The sequence below is a fragment of the Pantoea dispersa genome, from assembly GCF_014155765.1.
In the GTDB taxonomy this organism is placed as follows: Bacteria; Pseudomonadota; Gammaproteobacteria; order Enterobacterales; family Enterobacteriaceae; genus Pantoea; species Pantoea dispersa.
In genome coordinates, this window is sequence record NZ_SCKT01000001.1 from 450870 (window position 1) to 471841 (window position 20972).

The 20972-nt window shown below is 57.2% G+C and carries 21 protein-coding genes and 3 tRNA genes; 16 read left to right on the top strand and 8 right to left on the bottom strand.

The genetic code is table 11. The annotated features are described in order from the left end of the window. The first annotated feature begins 3 nt into the window (after window positions 1-3). Window positions 4-2004 (top strand): FUSC family protein, encoded by a 2001-nt coding sequence (locus H7K56_RS02145; protein ID WP_150361360.1) that lies wholly within the window; start codon window positions 4-6, stop codon window positions 2002-2004. Here H7K56_RS02145 and H7K56_RS02150 read toward each other — a convergent pair whose 3' ends face one another. The 4 genes from H7K56_RS02150 to H7K56_RS02165 form a co-directional block, all read right to left on the bottom strand. Next, window positions 2005-2472: a hypothetical protein gene (locus H7K56_RS02150; protein WP_021506208.1), complete on the bottom strand. Its 468-nt coding sequence runs from the start codon at window positions 2470-2472 to the stop codon at window positions 2005-2007. Between the two features lie 128 nt (window positions 2473-2600). Continuing rightward, window positions 2601-3119: a superoxide dismutase family protein gene (gene sodC, locus H7K56_RS02155; RefSeq protein ID WP_058780640.1), complete on the bottom strand. Its 519-nt coding sequence runs from the start codon at window positions 3117-3119 to the stop codon at window positions 2601-2603. 81 nt (window positions 3120-3200) lie between these two features. Further along, on the bottom strand, window positions 3201-4097 hold the full coding sequence (locus H7K56_RS02160) for an aldo/keto reductase (protein ID WP_058776269.1): 897 nt from the start codon (window positions 4095-4097) through the stop codon (window positions 3201-3203). Between the two features lie 65 nt (window positions 4098-4162). Beyond that, complete coding sequence (locus tag H7K56_RS02165) at window positions 4163-4402, bottom strand: DUF1289 domain-containing protein (RefSeq protein WP_021506211.1); 240 nt, start codon at window positions 4400-4402, stop codon at window positions 4163-4165. 220 nt (window positions 4403-4622) lie between these two features. Here H7K56_RS02165 and eptA point away from each other — a divergent pair, with 220 nt between their 5' ends. The 5 genes from eptA to rnt all read left to right on the top strand — a co-directional run bounded on the left by eptA (window position 4623) and on the right by rnt (window position 9329). Further along, window positions 4623-6260 (top strand): phosphoethanolamine transferase EptA, encoded by a 1638-nt coding sequence (eptA, locus tag H7K56_RS02170; protein ID WP_150361359.1) that lies wholly within the window; start codon window positions 4623-4625, stop codon window positions 6258-6260. 39 nt (window positions 6261-6299) lie between these two features. Then, on the top strand, window positions 6300-6896 hold the full coding sequence (locus H7K56_RS02175) for a TetR/AcrR family transcriptional regulator (protein ID WP_031279165.1): 597 nt from the start codon (window positions 6300-6302) through the stop codon (window positions 6894-6896). Between the two features lie 49 nt (window positions 6897-6945). Next, entirely contained in the window at window positions 6946-8043 is a 1098-nt protein-coding gene (locus H7K56_RS02180) for an alkene reductase (RefSeq protein WP_059011038.1), read from the top strand. A 101-nt stretch (window positions 8044-8144) separates the two neighbouring features. Next, a complete protein-coding gene (gloA, locus tag H7K56_RS02185; RefSeq protein WP_021314698.1) occupies window positions 8145-8552 on the top strand; it encodes a lactoylglutathione lyase in 408 nt (135 codons plus the stop codon). Window positions 8553-8660: 108 nt separating this feature from the next. Further along, a complete protein-coding gene (gene rnt, locus H7K56_RS02190; RefSeq protein ID WP_021506216.1) occupies window positions 8661-9329 on the top strand; it encodes a ribonuclease T in 669 nt (222 codons plus the stop codon). Window positions 9330-9382: 53 nt separating this feature from the next. On the opposite strand, the gene H7K56_RS02195 is transcribed toward rnt, so the two are convergent. After that, entirely contained in the window at window positions 9383-9715 is a 333-nt protein-coding gene (locus H7K56_RS02195; RefSeq protein ID WP_021506217.1) for a Grx4 family monothiol glutaredoxin, read from the bottom strand. A gap of 366 nt (window positions 9716-10081) precedes the next feature. On the opposite strand from H7K56_RS02195, the gene H7K56_RS02200 reads away from it, so the two are divergent. After that, a complete protein-coding gene (locus H7K56_RS02200; protein WP_058757687.1) occupies window positions 10082-10873 on the top strand; it encodes a C40 family peptidase in 792 nt (263 codons plus the stop codon). Window positions 10874-10929: 56 nt separating this feature from the next. Here H7K56_RS02200 and cydH read toward each other — a convergent pair whose 3' ends face one another. Further along, the gene (cydH, locus tag H7K56_RS02205) at window positions 10930-11019 is read right to left on the bottom strand and encodes a cytochrome bd-I oxidase subunit CydH (RefSeq protein ID WP_021506219.1); all 90 of its coding nucleotides are present in this window, start codon (window positions 11017-11019) and stop codon (window positions 10930-10932) included. A 273-nt stretch (window positions 11020-11292) separates the two neighbouring features. Between cydH and purR the strand changes: the two genes are divergently transcribed. After that, on the top strand, window positions 11293-12318 hold the full coding sequence (gene purR / locus H7K56_RS02210; protein WP_021506220.1) for an HTH-type transcriptional repressor PurR: 1026 nt from the start codon (window positions 11293-11295) through the stop codon (window positions 12316-12318). Here purR and punR read toward each other — a convergent pair. Next, the gene (gene punR / locus H7K56_RS02215) at window positions 12315-13226 is read right to left on the bottom strand and encodes a DNA-binding transcriptional activator PunR (protein ID WP_150361357.1); all 912 of its coding nucleotides are present in this window, start codon (window positions 13224-13226) and stop codon (window positions 12315-12317) included. The genes purR and punR overlap by 4 nt on opposite strands. A 109-nt stretch (window positions 13227-13335) precedes the next feature. On the opposite strand from punR, the gene punC reads away from it, so the two are divergent. Then, window positions 13336-14538: a purine nucleoside transporter PunC gene (gene punC / locus H7K56_RS02220; RefSeq protein WP_150361356.1), complete on the top strand. Its 1203-nt coding sequence runs from the start codon at window positions 13336-13338 to the stop codon at window positions 14536-14538. 310 nt (window positions 14539-14848) lie between these two features. Beyond that, a complete protein-coding gene (cfa, locus tag H7K56_RS02225; protein WP_150361355.1) occupies window positions 14849-15997 on the top strand; it encodes a cyclopropane fatty acyl phospholipid synthase in 1149 nt (382 codons plus the stop codon). A gap of 48 nt (window positions 15998-16045) precedes the next feature. On the opposite strand, the gene H7K56_RS02230 is transcribed toward cfa, so the two are convergent. Next, complete coding sequence (locus tag H7K56_RS02230; RefSeq protein ID WP_021506224.1) at window positions 16046-16699, bottom strand: riboflavin synthase; 654 nt, start codon at window positions 16697-16699, stop codon at window positions 16046-16048. Between the two features lie 198 nt (window positions 16700-16897). Here H7K56_RS02230 and H7K56_RS02235 point away from each other — a divergent pair, with 198 nt between their 5' ends. The 6 genes from H7K56_RS02235 (at window position 16898) to H7K56_RS02260 (ending at window position 20970) form a co-directional block, all read left to right on the top strand. Then, the gene (locus H7K56_RS02235; RefSeq protein ID WP_058769700.1) at window positions 16898-18271 is read left to right on the top strand and encodes an MATE family efflux transporter; all 1374 of its coding nucleotides are present in this window, start codon (window positions 16898-16900) and stop codon (window positions 18269-18271) included. A 153-nt stretch (window positions 18272-18424) separates the two neighbouring features. After that, window positions 18425-18501: transfer RNA gene (locus H7K56_RS02240), tRNA-Val, on the top strand. A 3-nt stretch (window positions 18502-18504) separates the two neighbouring features. Beyond that, window positions 18505-18581: transfer RNA gene (locus H7K56_RS02245), tRNA-Val, on the top strand. A gap of 12 nt (window positions 18582-18593) precedes the next feature. Further along, window positions 18594-18670, top strand: a tRNA-Val gene (locus H7K56_RS02250). Window positions 18671-19014: 344 nt separating this feature from the next. After that, window positions 19015-20427, top strand: coding sequence for a pyruvate kinase PykF (gene pykF, locus H7K56_RS02255; RefSeq protein WP_021506226.1), 1413 nt, complete (start codon window positions 19015-19017; stop codon window positions 20425-20427). A 306-nt stretch (window positions 20428-20733) separates the two neighbouring features. Next, entirely contained in the window at window positions 20734-20970 is a 237-nt protein-coding gene (locus tag H7K56_RS02260) for a major outer membrane lipoprotein (protein ID WP_007374746.1), read from the top strand. Window positions 20971-20972: the final 2 nt, after the last annotated feature.

Below are 20972 nucleotides of genomic sequence, written 5' to 3' on the forward strand. Positions count from 1 at the left end.
GGCATGAATCTGCAGTGGCTGGCCTGGCACAATCTGCCGTGGATAAAGGCAACCGGCGGCGAGTGGCGCTATGCGTTGCGTAACGCTATCGCGATGTGTCTGGCGCTCACCCTGGCGTATGCGCTGCAATTGGATCAGCCTTACTGGGCCATGACGTCCGCCGCGGTGGTGAGTTTTCCCACCGTCGGCGGCGCCATCAGCAAAAGCCTGGGCCGCATCGTCGGCAGCCTGCTCGGTGCCAGCGCCGCGCTGCTGATTGCCGGCCATACGCTCAACGAACCGTGGCTGTTTGCCTTTTTCATGGCCGGCTGGCTGGCTCTCTGCACCTGGGTCGCCAGCCATTTTCAGAACAATGTGGCCTACGCCTTTTCACTGGCCGGTTACACCGCCGCGATTATCGCCTTCAGCAGCGTTAACGTTAGCGACGTCAGCCAGCTGTGGGACATCACCCAGGCGCGCGTGTGCGAAGTGATCGTCGGGATTCTCTGTGCCGGGCTGATGATGATGATCCTGCCCAGCACCTCGGACGGCAGCGCACTGATGCTATCGCTGCGCCAGATGCACACCCGCCTGCTCGACCACGCCGTGCTACTGTTGCAGCAGAGCAGCACGGAAAATGTGCGCACCGCCCACGAAACGGTGATCAGCCAAATCCTCACCATGAATCTGCTGCGCATTCAGGCCTTCTGGAGCTACTATCGCTTCCGCCGGCAAAATAACGTGCTTAACTACGTGCTGCATCAGCAGCTGCGCCTGACCAGCGTGCTCTCCAGCCTGCGGCGCATGCTGCTTAACTGGCCCGACGCGCCGCCGGTGCTGTACAGCGCAATGCAACAGCTGCTGCACGAACTGGCGCAGCCGCAGTGTGATAAATACCGGCTGGCGCAGATTCTGCGCAGCATCACACCGGACGTGCACGGTGATTTCCGCCAGCGTGCTTTTGTCCAGCGGCTGCGCTACTTCTGCTGGGTGTGGCTGAATGTGGAGCGCTGGATTCGCCTGATCGAGCGCGCCGACGCTGACACCCGTTTCCAGCCACCGTACGCGCCGGCACTGGCACGTGCCAGCGACAGTGCCGAAGCTGGCTGGAGTGCGCTGCGCACGTTTAGCGTGATCATGCTGGGCTGCGCGTTCTGGATCGGGACCCAGTGGGACGCTGGCGCCGCCGCGCTGACGCTTACCGCTATTGCCTGCGTGCTCTACTCGTCATCGCCTTCGCCCGGCGGCAGCGTGTCGCTGCTGCTGAAAACGCTGCTGTGGCTGTCGCTGTTCAGCTTTGTGCTGCAGTTTGGCCTGATGGTACAAATCAGCGCGCTGTGGCAGTTTTTGCTGCTGCTGTTCCCGCTGCTGCTGACGCTGCAACTGCTTAAGCTGCAACAGAAGCAACGCGCCGCGCTGTGGGGCCAGTTTATTGTGTTTATGGGATCGTTTATCGCGGTAAGTAATCCGCCAGACTGGGATTTCCAGAGCTTCCTTAACGATAACCTGGCAAAAGTGTGTGGTGTCCTGCTGGCGTGGCTGGCGTTTCAGGTGTTACAGCCGGGTTCTGATGCGCGCCGCAGCCGGCGCCATATCCGGGCGCTGCGCCACGCTTTTCTCGATCAGCTACGTCGCCAGCCGCGCCTGAGTGAAAGCCGGTTTGAATCGCAGATTTATCATCACATCAGCCAGCTGAGCCACAGCCGTGATGAGCAGGCGCGCCTGTGGCTGCTGCGCTGGGGCGTGGTGCTGCTGAACTGTTCGCACATTGTCTGGCAGCTGCGCGCCTGGCAACCCCGCTCACCGGCGCTGGCGCAGCTGCGCGACAGCAGTCTGCAGGACTTGCAGCGTATTATGAGTTTGCGCGGTGTGCGTCACGACTCGCTGCAGACCGCGCTGGATACGCTGCAGCAGGCCATTGATCAGCTTCAGGGGCAGCCGGAGAGCGACGCGAATACCCTGGCGGGTATGTTGTGGCGCCTGCGCTGTTCGCTGGCGCAGCTGCGTCAGGCGGTGCCGGATTGATCATTCACAGTATTGGGTAAACTGACGATCAAAGTCATCGTGCAACTGCTGCAGGGTCTTCTGCCCTTCAAAGCGGGTTTTATCCTGCTCGGACATCGGTTCGATCACCAGCGCTTTCTCATCCGACGAGTAGATAAAGCGCCGTGCCAGCGTGCTGCCGGTAAAACTGGTGCCCTGAATGCCGCCGCACACCACGGTGATGCTGTGACGGCGGATTTCGGTATGGGTGAAATTGGTTTCGGTGGCGCTGCGCAGGACGTTCTGACAGCCTTTAGCTTGCAGCCGCTGCAGGGTATGCTGCGTCAGCCATTCGCGGCCGCGGGCAATATTTTCACAACTGGCGCGCAGCGGATTGGTATCTATATCGCGCTGCAGCTGACGGCTGGCCTCCAGTCGCAGCTGGGTATCATTCGGGCGATCACAGCCCACCAGCGCTAAACACAACAGCAAAATCCCACGCGTTTTCATGCCTGCCCCTGAGCGGTTCCGTTCCTGAATCAACATCATAGGATGGAATGTTGCCGCTGAGTAGCACGAAAATGGGTCAGAATTTTTCTGCGCGGCGGCGGCGGGTCAGGCCCGTCGCCGCCCGGTAGTCAGATCACGCCGCAGGCCAGACGTGCCCCGCCACCGCCAAGCGGTTGCGGATGGTCAGCATGGTTATCGCCGCCGACGTGCACCATCAACGCTTTGCCTTTGATCTCGCTCAGCGATTTCAGGCGGGGCGCCACCACGGGATAGCTGGCTTTGCCGTCGTCGGTGACATACAGCGCGGGCAAATCGCCGAGGTGACCGTCAGCGTACGGACCGAGGTGCTTGCCACTGTTGTGCGGATCGAGGTGACCGCCCGCCGCGCCGGCCGCCACGGTTTTGCCGGCGGATTCGCCGGGCTCACAGCTGCCTTTGGCATGGACGTGGAAGCCATGAATGCCAGGTTTCAGCCCGCTCAGCGCCGGCGCGAACTGCAGACCATACGGGGTTTCGCTGATGGTCACCTTACCGATCGACTCACCGATACCCTGCGCCGTCACCTGATGCAGCGTCACGTCTTCTGACGCCGCGTGTGCACCGGCAGCACACGCCAGCGTCAGCACGGCCATAATGGTTTTTTTCATAACGTCTCCTTACGGTTCAGATTCCCTCTAAGCCTGGACCGCTTTTGCCCAGGCTGCCGTAGTTTGACGCAGATTTACGCTTCAGGGCACATCGTAGCCGAGTGCCGCCTTGCGAATACGGAACCACTGCTGACGATCCAGCGTCAGTTCACAGGCTTTCACTGCGTCGCTGACGCGCGCGGTTTTACCGGAACCGATAATCGGCAGCGGACGACTGGGCAGCTTCATTACCCAGGCATACACCACCTGCTCGATATTGCTGGCACCGATCTCCTGACGCACCTGTTCCAGCTCATCGCGCAGCGGCTGGTAGTGCGGATCGTTAAACAGGCGGCCGCCACCGAGGCACGACCACGCCATCGGGCGCATACGCGTCTGCTGGCACTGGTCGAGCGTGCCGTCGAGCAGCGCTGACTGCTCCAGCGGTGAGATTTCCAGCTGGTTGGTAACCAGGCTAAACGGCAGGCGGGATTGCAGCAGCGTGAACTGCGCAGCGGTAAAGTTGGAGACGCCAAAATAACGCACCTTGCCACTCTGGTGCAGCTGCAGGAAGGCGTCGGCGATTTCATCCGCATCCATTAACGGATCCGGACGGTGAATCAACAGCAGATCGAGATAATCGGTGGCAAAGTGGCGCAGCGAATTTTCCGCACTCTGCAGGATGTGGCTGGCTTCGGTGATGTAGTGACCGATTTTATGTTCCGGTTTCGCGCGGGTGGCAATGCCGCACTTAGTGACGATTTGCAACTGCTGGCGCAGCTGCGGTGCCAGGCGCAGCGCTTCGCCGAACGCGGCTTCACAACGATAGTCGCCGTAGATGTCGGCGTGGTCAACGGTGGTGATGCCCAATGCCAGATGATGCTCAATGAACTGCACCAGCTGCTGCGGCGTCATGCCCCACTCCATCAGCCGCCAGTAACCGGCAATCAGCGGCGAAAAAGCGGGTCCCTGCGGGGCAATAGGTTGCGGTTGTAACATGGTTAAACTCCCTTCTGCGCAATAGCGAAAGCGCGAGTATAACCAAATGCGTACGCCGCGTTTTCTTAAAACAGCTCCGGTTGCTGTGGATCAGGATTTTCATCCACTTTTTGCTGACGCTGCAGGCGCAACAGGCGCTGGCGACACAGGCGCAGCACCTCGCGTTTTTGCGCATCGCTGAATTTCATCCAGTTGAAGCGCTCCTCCCGGCTGCGCAGACAGCCACGGCAATAGCCGCGCGCATCGCTCTGGCAGATACCGCGACAGGGGCTCGGAACCGGAAAAAACTCTAATTGCTCAGCCACATCACCTCCGCAATGAACCTATCCACTCTTATTGATAACAGCTTAGTGACATAGTGCAAGGCATAAACCGTTATTACTGGTACTGTACACGGCGACAACCACGCCAGCTTCCGTCACCGTGGCAATAGTCAGGGAATCAATCAGGTAAGGAGACGCGGTTAAGGTTTTCCTCATCTTCAATTCATACGATTGTCATATTCCGTTATTCCGATGAGTCTCCATGAAACTGACCTCTAAGTTACAGTGTCACGACAACAGCTTTAATTTACTGGCCGCGTTGTTCTTTGTCTTTGTCCTCAATGCCCTGTTTTTACTGCGCGCGTGGGAAATTATCCCCTACACCCGCGTGCATGATTATCTGTTCGCCGCCAGCATGCCGGTGGTGCTGGTCGCGGCGTTTTATCTGCTCTTTTCGCTGCTGGCCTGGCCGTGGATACGCAAACCGCTGCTGATTGTGCTGATTCTCGCCAGCGCCGCCGCCAACTACTTTATGCACAGCTTTGGTACGGTCATCGACACCAACATGATCGAAAACGTGTTTGAGTCGAATGCGCAGGAAACCGGCGCGCTGATGAGCCGCAACTATGTCATCTGGATGCTGCTGATGGGCATTCTTCCGGTGGCGCTGGTGTGCAGCGTCCGTATCAGCAATCGCCAGCGCTGGTGGTGGAACCTGCTGCAGCGCCTCGCCAGTGCGCTCGGTGCCGTACTGGTGATTCTGCTGATGGCCGTGCTGTTCTACAAAGACTACGCTTCGCTGATCCGCAATAACAAAGGCCTGGTGAAGATGATCACCCCTGCCAATATTGTCAGTGGCACCGGCCATTATGTCGATCAGCGCTATCTGCAGGGCAGCCAGGCGCTGGTAAAGATTGGCGAAGATGCGAAGAAAGGTCCGCTGATCACCGCCGAGCCGAAGAAGACGCTGGTGGTGCTGGTGGTGGGCGAAACTGCGCGCGCGGAGAACTTCTCCCTCGGCGGCTATGCGCGCGACACCAACCCCCAGCTGAAAAAGCAGCAGGTGATTTATTATCCCAACGCCAGCTCCTGCGGCACGGAAACCGCCATTTCGGTGCCGTGCATGTTCTCGAATATGCCACGCGAGCATTATGACGCGAACCTCGCCCATCATCAGGAAGGCGTACTGGATGTGCTGGCCCATGCCGGAGTCAGCGTGCTGTGGCGCGAAAACGACGGCGGCTGCAAGGGTGCCTGCGACCGCGTGCCGCATACCGATATGACGCAGTGGCAGCTGCCACAATACTGCCACGATGGCTTCTGCCTCGATGACGTCTTGCTGCATCGCTTTGATAACTATGTCGACAGCCTGCACAATGACGGCATCATTGTACTGCACCAGATGGGCAGCCACGGTCCGGCTTACTTTAAGCGCTATCCGGCCGCGTTCCAGCGCTTTACGCCTACCTGCGACAGCAATCAGATTCAGGATTGCGATCACCAGGCGCTGGTTAACACCTACGATAACTCGCTGCTGTATACCGACGATATGCTGAGTCGCACCATCGATAAGCTGAAGGGCCTGAGCGATCGCTTTAACGTGGCGCTGGTGTACCTGTCCGACCATGGCGAATCGCTGGGCGAACACGGCATGTACCTGCACGGTGCGCCGTACCTGTTTGCGCCGTCGCAGCAGACGCACATCCCGCTGCTGCTGTGGATGTCGCCGGGCTACGCCGCGGCGTATCACATTGATCAGGCCTGTCTGCGCCAGCAGGCGGCAGAGACAGCGGTGTCGCAGGATAATCTGTTCCACACGGTGCTCGGACTGTTCAACATCCAGACGCAGCAGTATCAGCCGCAGCTGGATATGATCAAATCGTGCCAGAATCGCGCCTGAGGATTGCATTAGACCGACTGGTCTAATACTCTGCCTGCCATGAACAAGACAGTGCAACGCAACGAAACCCGTGAACATCTGCTCGCCACCGGCGAGCAGGTCTGCCTGCAGCGCGGTTTCACCGGCATGGGATTGAGCGAAATGCTGGCGCTGGCGGAAGTGCCTAAAGGCTCGTTTTACCACTACTTCCGCTCGAAAGAAGCGTTCGGTGTGGCGCTGCTGGAGCGCTATTTCGTCAACTATCAGCAGCAGGTTGAACAGCAGCTGACCCAGCCCGGCGTTACTGCACGCGAACGCTTATTGCAGCATTTTCGCTACGCGGAACGGCTGTTTATTGAGCAGGGTCACATCGTCGGCTGTCTGGGCGTTAAGCTTTCCGGCGAAGTGTGCGATCTGTCAGAGCCGATGCGCGATGCGCTGCAGCGCGGTGCCACGGCCATTACGGCGGCTTACGCACGCTGTCTGACGGAGGTCGCAGCCGAACAGCCGCTGCCCTATGGGCAAAGCCCGCAGCAGCTGGCGCAACGCTGTTATCTGCTGTGGCTGGGTGCCAGTCTGCAGAGCAAGATTTCACGTGAGCCCGGGCCGATTAGCCTGGCGCTCGACACCATCGAACAGTGGCTTAATCACCGCTGATTTTTAAAAACGGCAATTTCTAGACGACCGGTCTATTACAGGAGTCATCATGGCGAGTAAACAGCTGTTCACCCCGCTGAAAGTGGGCGCGATTACCGTACCTAACCGTGTATTTATGGCGCCGCTGACGCGTCTGCGCAGCATTGAACCGGGCGATATTCCTACCCCGCTGATGGCGGAGTATTATCAGCAGCGCGCCAGCGCGGGTCTGATCATTACCGAGGCCACCCAGGTTTCGTTCCAGGCGAAAGGCTACGCTGGTGCGCCGGGTTTACACACCGCGGAGCAAATTGCTGCGTGGAAAATGATTAACGAAGGCATTCACGCCGCGCACGGTCATAGCGCCGTTCAGCTGTGGCACACCGGCCGTATCTCGCATAATAGCGTGCAGCCGGATGGCAAAGCGCCGGTCGCACCGTCCGCGATCGCCGCAGGCACTCGTACCTCGCTGCGCGCCGCCGACGGCAGCGTATACCGCGAAGATACCTCCATGCCGCGTGAACTGAGCGTGGCAGAAATTCAGCAGATCGTTAAAGACTTCGGTCAGGCGGCAGCCAATGCGCGCGACGCCGACTTTGATCTGCTGGAACTGCACTCTGCGCACGGCTATCTGATGCATCAGTTCCTCGCACCGGGTTCTAACCAGCGTACCGATGAATACGGCGGTTCGATTGAGAAGCGCGGCCGTTTCGCGCTGGAAGTGGTCGATGCGTCAATTGCTAACTGGTCAGCCGATCGCATCGGTATCCGCATCTCGCCAATTGGCGCCTTCCAGAATCTGGAAAACGGTCCGGATGAAGAAGAAGCGGCACTGTGGTACATCAGCGAACTGGGCAAGCGCGGCCTCGCCTACCTGCACCTGTCTGAGCCAGACTGGGCGGGCGGTAAGCCTTACACCGATGAGTTCCGCCAGAAAGTGCGTGCCGCCTTCCCGGGCGTGATTATCGGTGCCGGTGCCTACACCGTGGAAAAAGCGGACGACCTGATCGCGCGTGGCCTGATTGACGCGGTGGCCTTTGGCCGTGACTTCATCGCCAACCCGGATCTGGTAGCACGCCTGCAGCAGGATGCACCGCTTAACCCGCAGCGCCCGGAGAGCTTCTACGGCGGCGGCGCGGAAGGTTACACCGACTACCCGACACTGTAAGTCAAACGCGGCCGCAGCGGATGTGCGGCCGCGTGCTTTCTTCAGGGCATTCCCTCGCTATACTAAGCGGGTTCCCTGATGACTTTTGAAAAGAGGATGTTATGCGTTTACTTCACACTATGTTACGCGTTGGCGATCTGCAGCGCTCCATCGATTTTTACACCCGCGTGCTGGGCATGCGCGTGCTGCGTCAGAGCGAAAACACCGAATACAAATACACCCTGGCTTTCGTGGGTTACACCGAAGAGAGCGAAGGTGCGGTCATTGAGCTGACCTACAACTGGGGCGTGGATAAATACGACCTCGGCAATGCCTACGGCCACATCGCGCTGGGCGTGGATGATGTCGCGGCGACCTGCGACCGCATCCGTCAGGCGGGCGGTAACGTCACGCGTGAAGCCGGCCCGGTAAAAGGCGGCAGCACCATCATCGCTTTCGTGGAAGATCCGGACGGCTACAAAATCGAGCTGATCGAAAACAAACACGCCGGTCACGGCCTCGGCAACTAATGCCGTTAGTCAGCCTGCTAATTTGCGGGCTGACTTCCCTCTCCTGCTGCACCCTGCGCCGATTTTTGCCATAATGCGCGCTGCCCCATTTCCTGCAATGAGATCCTGATGTCTGAATCGAACGCCTTAAACGCTCTCCATCAACGCTTCCGTGGTTTTTATCCTGTGGTGATTGACGTTGAAACCGCCGGTTTCAATGCGCAAACCGATGCGCTGCTGGAAATCGCCGCCACTACGTTAAAAATGGATGAGGATGGCTGGCTGCACCGCGATGAAACCCTGCATTTCCACGTGGAGCCGTTCGAAGGGGCGATTCTCAATCCCGAAGCGCTGGCGTTTACCGGTATCGACCCCAGCAATCCGCTGCGCGGCGCGGTGAGTGAATATGAGGCGCTGCACGCCATTTTCAAAATGGTGCGTAAAGGCACCAAAGACAGCGGCTGTAACCGGGCGATTATCGTGGCGCACAATGCCACCTTTGATCATAATTTTCTGATGGCGGCAGCAGAGCGCACCGGCATGAAGCGTAACCCGTTCCACCCGTTCGCCACCTTTGACACCGCCGCGCTGAGCGGGCTGGTGCTGGGACAAACGGTGCTGGCGAAGGCCTGTAAAGCGGCGGGGATAGATTTTGACAGCACTCAGGCGCACTCGGCGCTGTATGATACCGAACAGACCGCCACGCTGTTTTGCGAACTGGTGAATCGCTGGAAACGCCTCGGCGGCTGGCCGCTGGCGGTGAGTGAAGAGCCGGCCGAAGACGATGCCTCCGCCTGAGGCCCGTCAGACCGCAGCCAAAAAAAAGGCCGACACTGCTGTCGGCCTTTTTCTTATTCTGCTTCTTTGTGCTTCTCAGCGGTCTCTTTGATCAGCGGTTGCAGTTCGCCGCGCTGGAACATCTCAACGATGATGTCACAGCCGCCGACCAGCTCGCCATCCACCCACAGCTGCGGGAAAGTTGGCCAGTTGGCGTATTTCGGTAACTCAGCGCGGATATCCGGATTTTGCAGAATGTCTACGTACGCAAAGCGCTCACCACAGGCAGACAGCGCCTGTACCGCCTGCGCAGAGAAACCGCAGCTTGGCAGTTTCGGCGAACCTTTCATGTACAGCAGGATCGGATTTTCTGCGATCTGGCGCTGAATTTTTTCAACAGTACTCATTTTTGCCTTCCTTAATCCTTCACTTCGTGTTTGTTTATTGTAGCGACTTCGCCCCGCGACTGAAAACGGGATTTTGCCTTAGCCGGCGCATATCGCCATGTTTGTTAAGTTTGCGCGCCACGAATAACATTTTCGTATCATTAATAAGCATTAATCAATTAATAATTAGCAATAATTCCGCTGGGTTAAACAGCTGAAATCGCTCATTTTTGCCCCACTTTCAGTACCGTGACAGATTAATGGAAAAAGACCTTACCTTTTGCAAAAAAAGTGGATTAGAATTGCCCCGGTGCTGATCGTCGATCAGATTTTTCTAACTTTACTGCGGTCTGGCTTCCTGCCGACGGCTTAACCTGTAACCGGACTATGCGTTTACTGATTACGCTTTTCATACTGGCTTTTGCCCAACTGTTCTTTAATGTGGCGGCGGCTTCTCCGCATGCGCCGGTTAATGCCAGTTTGCAGAAAGCGGAGAAAAAGAACGCGCGTGAAGATGAGCGTCGCAAACGACGCCCGGTGAAAACCACCAGCAAAAAGTCACGCCTGACGTCGGTACAGAAGTTCAGGCTGAAAAAACAGCAGAAAAGCGAAACGGTACTTCAGCACACCACCCAGCGCAAATCCTCACTTAAGCTCAGTGCGAAAAAATATGGTCATCAGCGGCTGGCGAAAAAATCGCGTGACGTTGCCGTTGATGATGAAGTGCAGCAGCTGAGCGGCATTAAAATGAGCAAGGCCCACCGCCTGCGCTATCAAAAAGCACGTGAAACCGCGATGACGAAACTGATGGGCCAGCTGGGTAAACCGTATCAGTGGGGAGGCACCTCACCGCACACCGGTTTCGACTGCAGTGGTTTAGTGTGGTACGCCTACAAAGACCTGGTGAAGTTTAAATTTCCCCGCACCGCCAATGAGATGTATCACCTGCGCGACGCCGCGCCGATCAAGCGCGAGATGCTGGAGAAAGGCGATCTGGTGTTCTTCCGCATCAACAACCGCGGCACCGCCGACCATGTCGGGGTTTATCTGGGCAATGGTAAATTCATTCAGTCTCCGCGCACCGGTAAGGATATCCAGATTAGCGCGCTGGGCGAGGATTACTGGCAGAAGCATTACGTTGGCGCACGCCGTATGATGACGCCGAAAACCGTGCGCTAATCTCAGCGTTGCGCAACAAAAAAGCCGGTGGCTGTTCAGCAGCACCGGCTTTTTTATTAATGCAGAATGGCGGTAAAGCTAAAGGCAATAATCATCAGCAGAGCAGCGGCAGTGGTGGTCAATGCCAGTTTTAAATCGGTACTCATCACAACTCCTTAGTCACACAGTTTGCATGGTTAAATAATTTTCGCACAGTGATGGGCAAAAATCTCGTGTTATCCGCCCCGGCTTGCTAGAATCGCCGCCTTTCGTTGCGCAACAGATTTAGCGCATGCTGCATTGACAGCCTGCTGAAGGATGTTTCCCTGCCCGATTAAGCAGATTAGCCCTGATATTCAGGGCGCAAAACCATTAGCAGACGCAAACGTTTAACAATATACTTATCAGTAAGTTGCGATAAGCCCAGGAGTACCATTTTCATGGCAACCATTAAAGATGTGGCGAAACGCGCCGGGGTCTCAACCACCACGGTTTCGCATGTCATCAACAAAACGCGTTTTGTCGCGGAAGAGACGCGTAACGCCGTATGGGAAGCGATTAAAGCGCTGCATTACTCACCGAGCGCGGTGGCCCGCAGCCTGAAGGTGAATCACACCAAGACGCTGGGCCTGCTGGCGACCTCCAGCGAAGCGCCCTACTTCGCCGAAATTATTGAAGCCGTGGAGAATCACTGCTTTGAGCGTGGTTACACGCTGATTCTCGGCAACGCACACAACGATCTGCAAAAACAGCGTGCCTATTTGTCGATGATGGCGCAAAAGCGCGTCGATGGCCTGCTGGTCATGTGCTCCGAATATCCCGACGATCTGCTGCAGATGCTGGAAGAGAACCGCAATATCCCGATGGTGGTCATGGACTGGGGCGAATCGCGCGGGGACTTTACCGATACCGTGCAGGACAATGCGTTCCACGGCGGTTACCTCGCCGGGCGTTACCTGATTGAGCGCGGCCATCGCGATATCGGTGCTATCCCCGGCCAGATGGAGCGCAACACCGGTGGTGGCCGTCATGCGGGTTTTCTGCAGGCGATGCAGGAAGCGGGCATCAGCGTCCGTCCCGAGTGGATTGTGCAGGGTGACTTCGAACCGGAGTCAGGTTATCAGGCAATGCAGCAGATCCTGAACCAGAAACAGCGCCCGACGGCGGTGTTCTGCGGCGGCGATATCATGGCGATGGGCGCGATTTGCGCGGCCGATGAGATGGGACTGCGCGTGCCGCAGGATATTTCGGTGATTGGCTATGATAATGTGCGCAACGCGCGCTACTTCACCCCGGCGCTGACAACCGTGCACCAGCCGAAAGCGCAGCTGGGGGAAAAGGCACTGGAAATGCTGCTGGACCGCATCACCAGCAAACGCGAAGAGCCGCAGACCATTGAAGTGCAGCCCACGCTGATTGAGCGCCGCTCCGTGGCCGATGGCCCGTTCCGCGATTACCGCCGTTAAGCCACCTTCTCGCTGAGCCACTCGTGGTTCAGCGTCTCCGCATCGCCCAGATATTCCAGTAACCACGCCAGCGCCGGTGACGCGCGCTGCTCAGACCAGCTGACGCAACACGGGCTGTCCGGAAACGGCTGCGGCAACGCCAGCTCCACCAGTGCGCCGCTGTCCAGCAGCGGGCGCGCCAGGTGGCCCGGCACCATGCCCACGCACAATCCGGCCTGCAGGCAATCCAGCCCGGTTTCCCACTCCGGCACCACCAGACGCCGCTGGTTATCCAGCGTCCATGTCATGCGGCGCGGCAGCGCGCGCGATGTATCTTCCAGCACCAGCGACGGCCAGGCGCGCAGGGTTTCGTCGTCCAGCTGCGGACTGTAAGCCAGCGCATGCTGCGGACTTACCACACAGCGCCAGTTGAGCGCGCCCATATCCTGAAAGGCGAAGCGGCCGCCGACCGGAATGGCCTGGGTGGCACCAATCGCCACATCGACACGACCATCAGCCAGCGCGTCCCACACGCCGTTAAATACTTCGTAGCTGATGATCAGCTCCATATCGGGGAAATGGCGGTAAAAATCCTTTACCAGCTGGCGGGTGCGCTGCGGTTTGACGATGCAATCTACCGCGATGCTGAGCTGACCGCGCCAGCCATTAGCCAGCTGCTGACACTGATGGCGCGTGGCCAGCATTTTTTTGATAACAGAACGCCCTTCGCGCACAAAATGCTCGCCTGCTGCCGTCAGCACCACTTCGCGATGCTGCCGCTCAAACAGCGGTACCGCCAGCCAGCCTTCCAGCTGGCGCACGGTATAGCTGATGGCAGAGGGCACGCGGTGCAGCTCATGCGCCGCCGCGCTAAAACTGCCGGTGCGCGCTACCGCGTCCACCACCTCAAGTGCATATTCCGACCACATAGTTTTCCCATCAAAAATTTTAACAACACTCTGCAAATATTAGCGTTTCACAAAGCCCGCTGCACCCTTTTACACTCCCCACCGTTCAACCTGCCGAATGAGAAAAACCATGCTGTCATCCAAAGGATTTCTGCCTTACCTTGCCGTGCTGAGCATGCTCGGCTTTCTGGCCACCGATATGTATTTACCCGCCTTCGGCGCCATGCAGCGCGACTTTGCTTCCGCACCGGGCACCATCAGCGCCAGCCTGAGCCTGTTTCTGGGCGGCTTTGCCTGTGCGCAGGTGCTGTGGGGTGTGCTGTCGGATCGCTTTGGCCGTAAGCCGATTTTACTGGCCGGCCTGAGCCTGTTTGCGCTGAGCTGTCTTGCCATGCTGTGGGTGACTAACGTCTGGCTGATGCTGGCGCTGCGCTTTGTGCAGGCGGTAGGCGTGTGCGCCGCGGCGGTGAGCTGGCAGGCGCTGGTGGTTGATCGCTATCCGCAGGCCAAAGCCAACAAAGTGTTTGCCACGATTATGCCGCTGGTGGCGCTGTCACCGGCGCTGGCACCGCTGCTGGGAGCCTGGCTGATGGCCCATTTTCACTGGCGCGCCATCTTCCTCGCGCTCACGCTGGTGACGCTGGTGCTGCTGTTTGGCACGCTGAAACTGACCAGCGCGCCGCGTGCGCGCCACGACAGCACGCCGCAGCCGGGCTGGCTGACGCTGCTGGCGACGCGTATTTACAGCGGTAACGTAGTGATTTATGCCGCCTGCTCCGCCAGTTTCTTCGCCTGGCTGACCGGCTCGCCGTTTATCCTCGCCGCCGCGGGTCTGAGCCCGGCGGACATTGGCCTGAGCTATATTCCGCAGACCATCGCCTTCCTGCTGGGCGGATTTGGCTGTCGCGCACTGCTGAACCGTTTTCAGGGTGCGCAGCTGCTGCCGTGGTTACTGATGATTTACAGCCTGAGCATTCTGGGTCTGTTTGCGGTGGCGCTGATCACCACGCCGCCGCTGGTGGCTCTGCTGCTGCCGTTCTGCGGCATGGCGCTGGCTAATGGTGCGATTTACCCGATTGTAGTGTCCAGCGCCCTCGCCCCGTTCCCGCAGGCCACCGGCAAAGCGGCCGGCCTGCAGAATCTGCTGCAGCTGGGCTTATGCTTCCTCGCCAGCCTGATTGTTTCCGCCGGTCTGCAGCAGGCACTGTTGCATACCACGCTGGTCATGGTGGCGACAGTGATCCTCGCCTGGGCCGGTTTCCTGTGGCAGCGCAGCGCCAGCGCACAAAGTGATATTGCTCACGCTTCCCGTCCCTGCGAAGATAATTGCTAAGGCAACGATTATCGTTAGCAAACTAACGATAAGCCATTGAATACTGACCTGCGTGAGCATATACTCAGTGGGTCAGCATTTCTGCAACAAATCAATAACATAATGATCGTATTTTTTAGCGACACTGTCGCTGGGATGGCGTCTGCACGATATTCACCTCCGGAGTTGTGGCAGACATTTCTATTAAGATTCATACCTCTGTAGTACGTCGGCTATCTGGCGCACGGATTTTCCGTGAGTTCTCTCACAGGCCTGAGGAATTTGACTATTCTTTTTCTCAGGTTCAAATCGGAAAGGTGATGGAGAAGCTATGAGTTCATCGTGTATAGAAGAAGTGAGCCTTGAAGAAAACCAATGGTTTCGTATCGCCCATGAATTACTGGAGCGGGCGGACATTCACATCAACGGCACACGTCCCTGGGATATTCAGGTCAGACATGGGGATTTTTTCAAACGGGTCCTGCAGGAGGGATCGCTGGGCCTCGGTGAAAGCTACATGGACGGCTGGTGGGAGTGTGAACGTCTGGATATGTTCTTCCACCGCGTGCTGAAACATCATCTGGATAAGCAGTTACCGCACCATTTTAAAGACACGCTGCGCATTGCTGCGGCGCGCCTCACCAATCTGCAGTCAAAGAAACGCGCCTGGATTGTTGGTAAAGAGCACTACGATCTTGGCAACGACCTGTTTTCACTGATGCTCGATCCGTTTATGCAGTACTCCTGCGGCTACTGGAAAAGCGCGGAAACGCTGGAGCAGGCACAGCAGGACAAGCTGGATATGATCTGCCGCAAGCTGCAGCTTGAGCCGGGCATGACGCTGCTGGATATCGGCTGCGGCTGGGGCGGACTGGCGGAATTCGCCGCGCGTCATTACGGGGTGAAAGTGCATGGCGTGACTATCTCTGCCGAGCAGCAGAAAATGGCGCAGCAGCGCTGTGCCGGTCTGGATGTGACCATTCTGCTGCAGGATTACCGTGATTTGAACCAGCAATTTGACCGCATCGTGTCGGTGGGCATGTTCGAACACGTCGGGCCTAAAAACTATGCCACCTACTTCGATGTGGTTGATCGTAACCTGAAACCGGAAGGCCTGTTTTTGCTGCACACCATTGGGGCGATCAGAACCGACATGAACGTCGACCCGTGGATCGATAAATACATTTTCCCCAACGGCTGTTTACCGTCGGTACGGCAGATCGCCGATGCCAGCGAATCCCACTTCATCATGGAAGACTGGCACAACTTCGGCGCGGATTATGACACCACGCTGATGGCCTGGTACGAGCGATTTCAGGCGGCATGGCCGCAGCTGGCAGAGAAGTATGGCGAGCGTTTCGAACGGATGTTCAGCTATTACCTCAACGCCTGCGCCGGTGCGTTTCGCGCGCGCGATATTCAGCTGTGGCAGGTAGTTTTCAGCCGCGGCGCTGAAGGCGGTTTGCGTGTGGCGCGTTGATTTCCGTGCAACGCTAAAAGGCGCTTACCGCGCCTTTTTTATTCGCGATTACTCCGCGTCCGGCAGCGTTTGTGCCACCAGTGCGGCCGCGGCATCACGCTGCGCCAGCACACGTTCGACGGTGTCGACAATCGCCTGGGTATGCGGATCGATTTCGATATTGACCCGGTGCCCCAGCTTCTTCGCGCCCAGCGTGGTGCGCTCCAGCGTTTCCGGGATCAGGTGCACGCAGAACTTACTTTTGGTGACATCACCAACCGTCAGGCTGATACCATCGATGCCGACGAATCCTTTATGCAGAATATATTTGATCTGCTCAGCGTCCTGTAATTTAAACCACACTTCGCGGTTATTCTCTGACTGGATAATTTTACAGATTTCGGCGGTGGTCATAATATGGCCGGACATCAGGTGTCCGCCAATTTCATCGCTGAATTTCGCGGCGCGCTCAATATTCACGATGTCACCAACCTGTAATTCACCAAGGTTGGTGATGCGCAGCGTCTCTTTGATGAGATCGAAGCTGACGCGATCGCCGTCAATGGCGGTCACCGTCAGGCAGCACCCGTTGTGCGCCACCGAGGCGCCCAGCGCCAGGCCGGGCAGCAGCTCAGCAGGCAAGCGCACGGTGTGGGTGCGGAACAACTCTTTTTCTTCAATGGCGACAATTTCTGCCGTGCCCTGCACAATTCCGGTAAACATAATTTCAGCCTCTGCGAAGTTTGTGGCAGTTTATCACAGCTTGCGCCGCAAGGTTTAATTTGCCGGCGCGCAAACTTTACACAAATGGCGCAGCCAAATGCGATCAATGTTTGGTGGAAGTGCGGGCTACCGCTACACTAGGTCGCGCATTCTTTGGGGATTTCACCCCGCTCTCTTCTTAAATTACGCAGGTGATACGTGCAGAAGTATTTAACAGAAGCGCGTCAATTGCTGGCCCTCGCGATCCCGGTCATCCTTGCTCAGGTGGCACAGACCGCGATGGGATTTGTGGATACCATAATGGCCGGTGCGGTGAGCGCCACGGATATGGCCGCCGTTGCTGTCGGCACCTCTATCTGGCTTCCCGCCATTTTGTTTGGTCATGGTCTGCTGCTGGCATTGACGCCAACCGTTGCGCAACTCAACGGTTCCGGGCGACGCGAACGCATCGCAGAACAGGTGCGCCAGGGTTACTGGCTGGCGGCGGGCGTGGCGCTGCTGATTATGGTGGTGCTGTGGAACGCCGGCTACCTGATTCACACCATGCATGACATTGATCCTCAGCTGGCGGCCAAAGCAGAAGGTTATCTGCACGCGCTGCTGTGGGGCGCACCGGGCTACCTGTTTTTCCAGGTGGCACGTAATCAGTGTGAAGGGCTGTCGAAGACTAAGCCAGCGATGCTGCTGGGTTTCCTCGGCCTGCTGACCAACATTCCGCTGAACTATGTGTTTATTTACGGCCATTTCGGTATGCCTGCGCTGGGCGGCGTGGGCTGTGGCGTCGCCACCGCGTCGGTTTACTGGGTGATGTATCTGGTGATGCGCTTCTGGCTGAAGCGCATGCCGGCCATGCGCGATATCCGCATGCATAGCCGCTGGTCGCCACCGTCGCGCGCCATTCTGACGCGCCTGTTCACGCTGGGATTACCGGTCGCGCTGGCGCTGTTTTTCGAGGTCACGCTGTTTGCCGTGGTGGCGCTGCTGGTGTCGCCGCTCGGCATTGTGAAAGTGGCTGGTCATCAGATCGCGCTCAACTTCAGCTCGCTGATGTTTGTGCTGCCGCTGTCGCTCGGCGTCGCCACTACCATTCGCGTCGGCTACCGTCTGGGCCAGGGCTCGGCCGAACAGGCCCGCATCGCCGCGTGGACCGGTCAGGGCGTGGGTATCACCATGGCGGCGATCACCGCGCTGTTTACCGTAACCTTCCGCCACGATATTGCCGCGCTCTACACCGCTAATCCGGAAGTGATTACCCTGGCGGCGCAGCTGATGCTGCTGGCGGCCATCTACCAGTTCTCTGATTCGATTCAGGTGATCGGCAGCGGTATCCTGCGCGGCTATAAGGACACGCGCTCGATCTTCTTTATTACCCTGATAGCCTACTGGGTGCTGGGGCTGCCGGTGGGTTACGTGCTGGCGCTGACCGACTGGGTGGTGGCACCGCTGGGGCCGGCCGGTTTCTGGTGCGGATTTATCGTCGGCCTGACGTCGGCGGCGGTGATGATGATCTGGCGCATCCGCCGTCTGCAGCGTTTACCGGCGCAGGTGATTCTGGCACGCGCCGCGCGCTAAGTGGCTGAGCGGGCGTTTATTTGGCCCGCAATGGCGAAAAAAACGACGCATAGCACAGTTGCTGGTCAGTCGTCAGGAAAAATCACTTTTCCGCTTGCCAGCATCACGGCCTGCCGTTAATATTCGTCCCCGCTGTCGCCCTGACAGCGTGTTGCGCTCTTAGCTCAGTTGGTTAGAGCACCACCTTGACATGGTGGGGGTCGATGGTTCGAGTCCATTAGAGCGCACCAAGTGCGTCCGTAGCTCAGTTGGTTAGAGCACCACCTTGACATGGTGGGGGTCGGTGGTTCGAGTCCACTCGGACGCACCAGATTTCTGAAATGCGCTCTTAGCTCAGTTGGTTAGAGCACCACCTTGACATGGTGGGGGTCGATGGTTCGAGTCCATTAGAGCGCACCACTTTTGCTGTTATCTCCCTTGCGCAACTCGCCTTTACTTGATCTGAGTCGGTTTTCTCCCTCTGCTTTTATATTGGTTTTCGCATACTTAGCGACTATACTATGCCGCGTTGTTCCACCTGAAAGGTTTCAGCGCTAACGTGCCTATGCCAGCCACTTACATCATTTGCGCAACGCCGTCGCTACGGTCTCTCCGCCCGGCGCATAACTTCTCTGCACGCTTAGCCGTCGTCACCTATTCTTACTTCTGTGTCAAACGTACCAACACCAAACAGATTTTTACTTCGGTGCCAGGCGCATCGAACCCCGACCTTTATCATCCATCACAACTTACAGAAATCTGACATGAAAAAGACCAAGATCGTTTGTACTATCGGTCCGAAAACCGAATCCGAAGAGATGCTGACTCAACTGCTGGAAGCGGGCATGAACGTCATGCGCCTGAACTTCTCTCACGGGGATTATGCCGAACATGGTCAGCGCATCACCAACATGCGTGCCGTCATGGAAAAAACCGGTCGCCAGGCCGCGATTCTGCTGGACACCAAAGGCCCGGAAATCCGTACCATGAAACTGGACGGTGGCAATGATGTGTCCCTGAAAGCTGGCCAGACCTTCACCTTCACCACCGATCAGTCAGTGATTGGTAACAGCGAGCGCGTTGCCGTTACTTACGCCGGTTTCACCGAAGACCTGAAAATTGGTAACACCGTGCTGGTCGACGATGGTCTGATCGGCATGGAAGTCACCGAAGTCACCGAAAACACCGTGGTGTGTAAAGTGCTGAACAATGGCGACCTTGGCGAAAACAAAGGCGTCAACCTGCCAGGCGTGTCCATTCAGCTGCCGGCACTGGCGGAAAAAGACAAGCGCGATCTGATCTTCGGCTGCGAGCAAGGCGTGGATTTTGTTGCGGCTTCCTTCATCCGTAAACGTTCTGACGTGCTGGAAATCCGTGAGCACCTGAAAGCCCACGGCGGTGAGCACATTCAGATCATCTCCAAGATCGAAAACCAGGAAGGCCTGAACAACTTCGATGAGATCCTGGAAGCCTCTGACGGCATCATGGTCGCGCGTGGTGACCTCGGTGTGGAAATCCCGGTTGAAGAAGTGATCTTCGCGCAGAAGATGATGATCAAGAAGTGTAATAAAGCGCGCAAAGTGGTGATCACCGCGACGCAGATGCTGGATTCGATGATCAAGAACCCGCGCCCTACCCGTGCTGAAGCCGGCGACGTGGCCAACGCCATCCTCGACGGTACCGACGCGGTGATGCTGTCCGGTGAGAGCGCTAAGGGTAAATACCCGCTGGAGTCGGTCACCATCATGGCGACTATCTGCGAGCGTACCGATCGCGTGATGAAATCGCGCATCGATTCCCTGCAGGATTCGCGCAAGCTGCGTATCACTGAAGCAGTGTGCCGTGGCGCCGTTGAGACCGCTGAGAAACTGGAAGCGCCGGTGATTGTGGTGGCGACCGAAGGCGGTAAGTCAGCTAAATCCGTGCGTAAATACTTCCCGGATGCCACCATTCTGGCCCTGACCACTAACCAGACCACCGCGCGTCAGCTGATCCTCAGCAAAGGGATTGAAACGCGTCTGGTGAGCGAAATCGCCTCGACCGATGATTTCTACCGCATCGGCAAAGAGATGGCGCTGCAGAGTGGCTACGCGCAGAAAGGCGATGTCGTGGTGATGGTTTCGGGTGCGCTGGTACCGAGCGGAACCACCAACACCGCGTCGGTGCATGTACTCTGATCGAGCCGGTGATGTTTATTTAAAAGAGCGCCTTTCGGGGCGTTTTTTTTTATTCCGCGCCTGAGACAGAAAGCGGAAAATTCCAATCGATAATAACTATTCAATATCCCGCAGAATTAAGGTTAATCCGATTAAATCTCTCTGTTTTCGCTAAATATTTTCATCATGTTCTGCGAAACGCTGCTTCTTTGAGCGAACGATCAAATTTAAGCATGTTCTCATCAAAAATTTATTCTCAACTTAAAAAGCTTTGTGTAATACTTGTAACGCTACATGGAGATTAACTCAATCTAGAGGGTATAAATAATGAATCGTACTAAACTGGTACTGGGCGCGGTAATCCTGGGTTCAACTCTGCTGGCTGGTTGCTCAAGCAACGCTAAAATCGACCAGCTGTCTTCAGACGTTCAGACTCTGAACGCTAAAGTTGACCAGCTGAGCAACGACGTGAACGCAATCCGTTCTGACGTTCAGGCTGCTAAAGACGACGCAGCTCGCGCTAACCAGCGTCTGGACAACCAGGCTCACTCTTACCGTAAGTAAGA